Here is a 3,811-nt window from a genome sequence, read left to right as displayed (position 1 = left end):
GGCAGAGCGGCCTAGGCTGCGCGCCAATCAAGCCCGGCCATCCGGCCGACAGAGGAGACCGCCCATGAACCTGGCCCGCTTCCCGCGCATCCGCCTCGGCCACATGCCGACGCCGCTGGAGCCGATGGAGAACCTCACCCGCCACCTGTCCGGCCCCGGGGGCGGCCCGAAGCTCTGGATCAAGCGCGACGACTGCACCGGCCTCTCCACCGGCGGCAACAAGACCCGCAAGCTGGAATTCCTGATGGCCGAGGCGCGCGCCCAGGGCGCCGACACGGTCATCACCCAGGGCGCCACGCAGTCCAACCACGCGCGGCAGACGGCGGCGGCGGCGGCCAAGCTCGGCTTCGCCTGCCACATCCTGCTGGAGGACCGCACCGGCTACGCCGATGCCGCCTACACCCAGTCGGCCAACGTGCTGATGGACAAGCTGCACGGCGCCACCGTCTCCCGCCGCCCCGGCGGCACGGACATGGCGGCCGAGATGGAGGCGCTGGCCGCCGAGCTGCGCGCCCAGGGCCGCAAGCCCTATGTCATCCCCGGCGGCGGCTCCAACCCGGTGGGGGCGCTCGGCTATGTCAACGCCGCGCTGGAGCTGGTGAACCAGGCGGCCGAGATGGGGCTGCGGATCGACCATGTGGTGCACGCCACGGGCAGCGCCGGCACCCAGGCGGGGCTGGTGGCCGGGCTGGTGGCGCTGAACGCCGGCATTCCCGTGCTCGGCATCGGCGTGCGGGCGCCGCGCGAGAAGCAGGAGGCCAACGTGCTGGCGCTGGCCCAGCGCACCGCCGCGCATCTCGGGCTGGAGGGCATCGTCAGGCCCGAGCACGTGGTGGCGAATTGCGACTATGTCGGCCAGGGCTACGGCATCCCCACCGAGGGCATGGTGGCGGCGGTGAAGCTGCTGGCCGAGCAGGAAGGCATCCTGCTCGACCCCGTCTATTCCGGGAAGGGCATGGCCGGGCTGATCGACCTGGTCCGCAAGGGCCATTTCGGCAAGGACGAGAACGTGGTGTTCCTGCACACCGGCGGCGCCGTCGGCCTGTTCGGCTACCCCGACGCCTTCGGCGTGAGCGCCGACTGACAACTGATCGCGGGGGAGGCCGGCACGCCTCCCCCGCCCCTGCCTCAGGCGGCGGCGCGCAGCTCGCCCGCCAGCGCCCGCAGCGTCTCCAGCAGCGCCGCCGGCAGCTCGATCCCCTCCCGCGCGGCGGCTGCCGCCAGGTCGTCGCGCCGCGCGCCCGGCAGGCGCACCCCGTCCTCGGCCAGCATGGCCGAGACCAGCGCCTCCACCCGCTCCAGGAACGCCGCCTGGCCGGCCAGGGCGCCCGGGTCCACCACCAGCAGCGCCTGCCCCAGCCGCGGCCGGTTGCCCTCGGGCGCGAAGAAGCTGTCCGCCTCGAAGCCGAAGGCGGCGCCGGTGAGGGCGACGCAGAGCAGCTCCACCACCATCGCCAGCAGCGCCCCCTTGGGGCCGCCCAGGGGCAGCATGGCGCCGTCCAGGGCGGCACGGGCATCGGTGGTGGGGTGGCCCGCCGCGTCCAGCGCCCAGCCCTCGGGGATGGGCGCGCCGGCCTGGGCGGCCTGGGCGATGCGCCCGCGCGCCACGGCGGAGAGGGCGAGGTCGATCACCAGCGGCGGCGCGCCGCGGCGCGGGAAGGCGGCGGCCACCGGGTTGGTGCCGAGCAGCGGGCGGCGCCCGCCCGCCACCGGCATGGCCGCCGGGGAGTTGGTGAAGGCCAGCGCCACCAGCCCCTGTTCCGCCAGCGCCCGCACCGGCAGCCCCATGGCGCCGGAATGGTGGCTGTTGGTGATGCCGATGCAGGCCACGCCCTGCGCCCGGGCGCGCGCCGCGCCCTCGGCCACCGCCAGCTCCAGCGCCGGGAAGGCGAGGCCGTCCCGCGCGTCGATCAGCGCCGTGCCGCCGCGCGCCGCGCGCAGCACCGGCTCCGCCGCGCCATCGGCCCGGCCCTGGCGCAGGAAGCCGGCATAGTGCGGCACGCGGGAGAGGCCGTGCCCGCCCTGCCCCGCCGCCTCGGCCGCCACCAGGGCGCGGGCGGTGCTGGCGGCCATGCCTGGGCTGGCCCCCGCGCCACGCAGCGCGGCGGTGGCGAGGGCATGGGCTTCGGCGAGGGTCAGGCGCGGCATCTGAGAACGTTCTCGGCTGTGAGGGCGCGGTTGCAGCATGGCGGCCGCGCCCCGTCCAGCATCCGTCCGGCGTTTCTCCGGTGTTTGTCCGGCGTTCTGGCGCCCTTCTCCTGGCGTGCCGCCCGTGGCAGTCTTCCCGGCCTCTTCCTGCAAGCAACAAGGACCAGTTCCATGGCGGGCGTCTTTTGGCACGACGGCAAGTGGATGACCGAGGAGCCGAAGGTGCTCGGCCCGATGGACCATGCCTTCTGGCTGGGCTCGGTGGTGTTCGACGGCGCGCGGGCGATTCGCGGCCTGGTGCCGGATCTCGACCTGCACTGCCAGCGCGTCATCCGCAGCGCCGAGGCGATGCTGATGAAGCCGACCATGACGGCGCAGCAGATCGAGGCGCTGTGCCGCGAGGGCGTGGCGATGATGCCGGCCGATGCGGAGCTCTACATCCGCCCGCAATTCTTCATCCGCCGCGGCATCGGCGCCGCGCAGCCGGACCCGGAGAGCACCGAGTTCATCCTGGCGATCTATGACGCGCCGATGCCGGATGCGAGCCGCGGCTTCTCCGCCTGCATGGCGCCCTTCCGCCGCGCCGCGGCCGACATGGCGCCGACCGACGCCAAGGCCTCCTGCCTCTACCCGAACTCCTCCCGCGCCGCGAACTACGCGCGCCAGAAGGGCTTCGAGAACGCCGTGGTGTGCGACCACGAGGGCAATGTGGCCGAGTTCGCCACCTCCAACCTGATGATGGTGAAGGATGGCGTGGTGATGACCGCCATCGCCAACGGCACCTACCTCGCCGGCATCACCCGCTCCCGCGTGCTGGGGCTGCTGCGCGAGGCCGGCATCGAGGCGCGCGAGTGCATCATCACTCCGCAGATGCTGCGCGAGGCGGACGAGATCTTCGCCACCGGCAATTTCGGCAAGGTGCAGTACTGCACCAATTTCGAGGGCCGCGCCCTGCCGATCGGCCCCGTCGCGCAGAAGGCGCGCGCGCTGTACTTCGCCTGGGCCGAGAGCACGCAGCGGGTTCCCGCCCACGCCGCCTGATGGGAGATCCAAGAACCTCAGGTTCTTGGCGGGGAGAGTCTGAGAGGGGCGGCACCCCTCTCAGACTGCTGGCGCAGACCGATGCGGTGCTGGTGATCGACAAGCCCGCCGGCCTGCCCGTCCATGCCGGCCCGCGCGGCGGGCCGAGCCTGGAGGATTTCCTGCCCGCCCTGGCGCTGGGCAAGAAGCGCCCCCCCCAGCCCGCGCACCGCCTGGACACCGACACCGCCGGCTGCCTCGTGCTCGGCCGCACCAAACCGGCTTTGGCCGAGCTGGGCGCCCTTTTCGCCGGGGGCCGCGCGCGGAAAACCTACTGGGCCATCGTGCTGGGCGGCCCGGCGGCGCAATCGGGCCGCATCGACCTGCCGCTGCGCAAGGTGAGCAGCGCCGCCGCCGGCTGGCGGATGGAGGCGCACCCCGAGGGCCAGCCGGCGCTGACCCGCTGGCGGGTGAAGGGCCGGGCCCCAGGTCCAGCGGGCGGCCTCGCCTGGCTCGAGCTGCGCCCCGAGACGGGCCGCACCCATCAGCTTCGCGTGCATTGCGCCGCCCGGGGCTGGCCGATGCTGGGCGACCCCTTCTATGGCACCGCAGCGCCTTCATCCCGCGCCCCACCGAGCACGGG

General features: G+C 74.0%; 4 protein-coding genes. 3 read left to right on the top strand and 1 reads right to left on the bottom strand.

Annotated features, from left to right (window positions below; genetic code table 11):
- Positions 1-64: 64 nt before the first annotated feature.
- Positions 65-1,084: a D-cysteate sulfo-lyase gene (gene cuyA / locus ACZJYS_RS23350; RefSeq protein ID WP_493180510.1), complete on the top strand. Its 1,020-nt coding sequence runs from the start codon at positions 65-67 to the stop codon at positions 1,082-1,084.
- A gap of 44 nt (positions 1,085-1,128) precedes the next feature.
- On the opposite strand, the gene ACZJYS_RS23345 is transcribed toward cuyA, so the two are convergent.
- Positions 1,129-2,148 carry an Ldh family oxidoreductase gene (locus tag ACZJYS_RS23345; protein ID WP_493180509.1) on the bottom strand — a complete coding sequence of 340 codons (1,020 nt, stop codon included), beginning with the start codon at positions 2,146-2,148 and terminating at the stop codon, positions 1,129-1,131.
- A gap of 171 nt (positions 2,149-2,319) precedes the next feature.
- Here ACZJYS_RS23345 and ACZJYS_RS23340 point away from each other — a divergent pair, with 171 nt between their 5' ends.
- Both ACZJYS_RS23340 and ACZJYS_RS23335 read left to right on the top strand, forming a co-directional pair.
- Positions 2,320-3,189, top strand: a complete 870-nt coding sequence (locus ACZJYS_RS23340; RefSeq protein ID WP_109515887.1) for a branched-chain amino acid aminotransferase — start codon at positions 2,320-2,322, stop codon at positions 3,187-3,189.
- 92 nt (positions 3,190-3,281) lie between these two features.
- A partial coding sequence (locus tag ACZJYS_RS23335; protein WP_493180508.1) for a pseudouridine synthase family protein occupies positions 3,282-3,811 on the top strand: 530 nt, incomplete at its 3' end.

The organism is Roseomonas sp. TS2 (assembly GCF_058833935.1).
The sequence above is the reverse complement of the archived record's forward strand: the minus strand, read 5'-3'. Positions and strand labels throughout refer to the sequence as shown.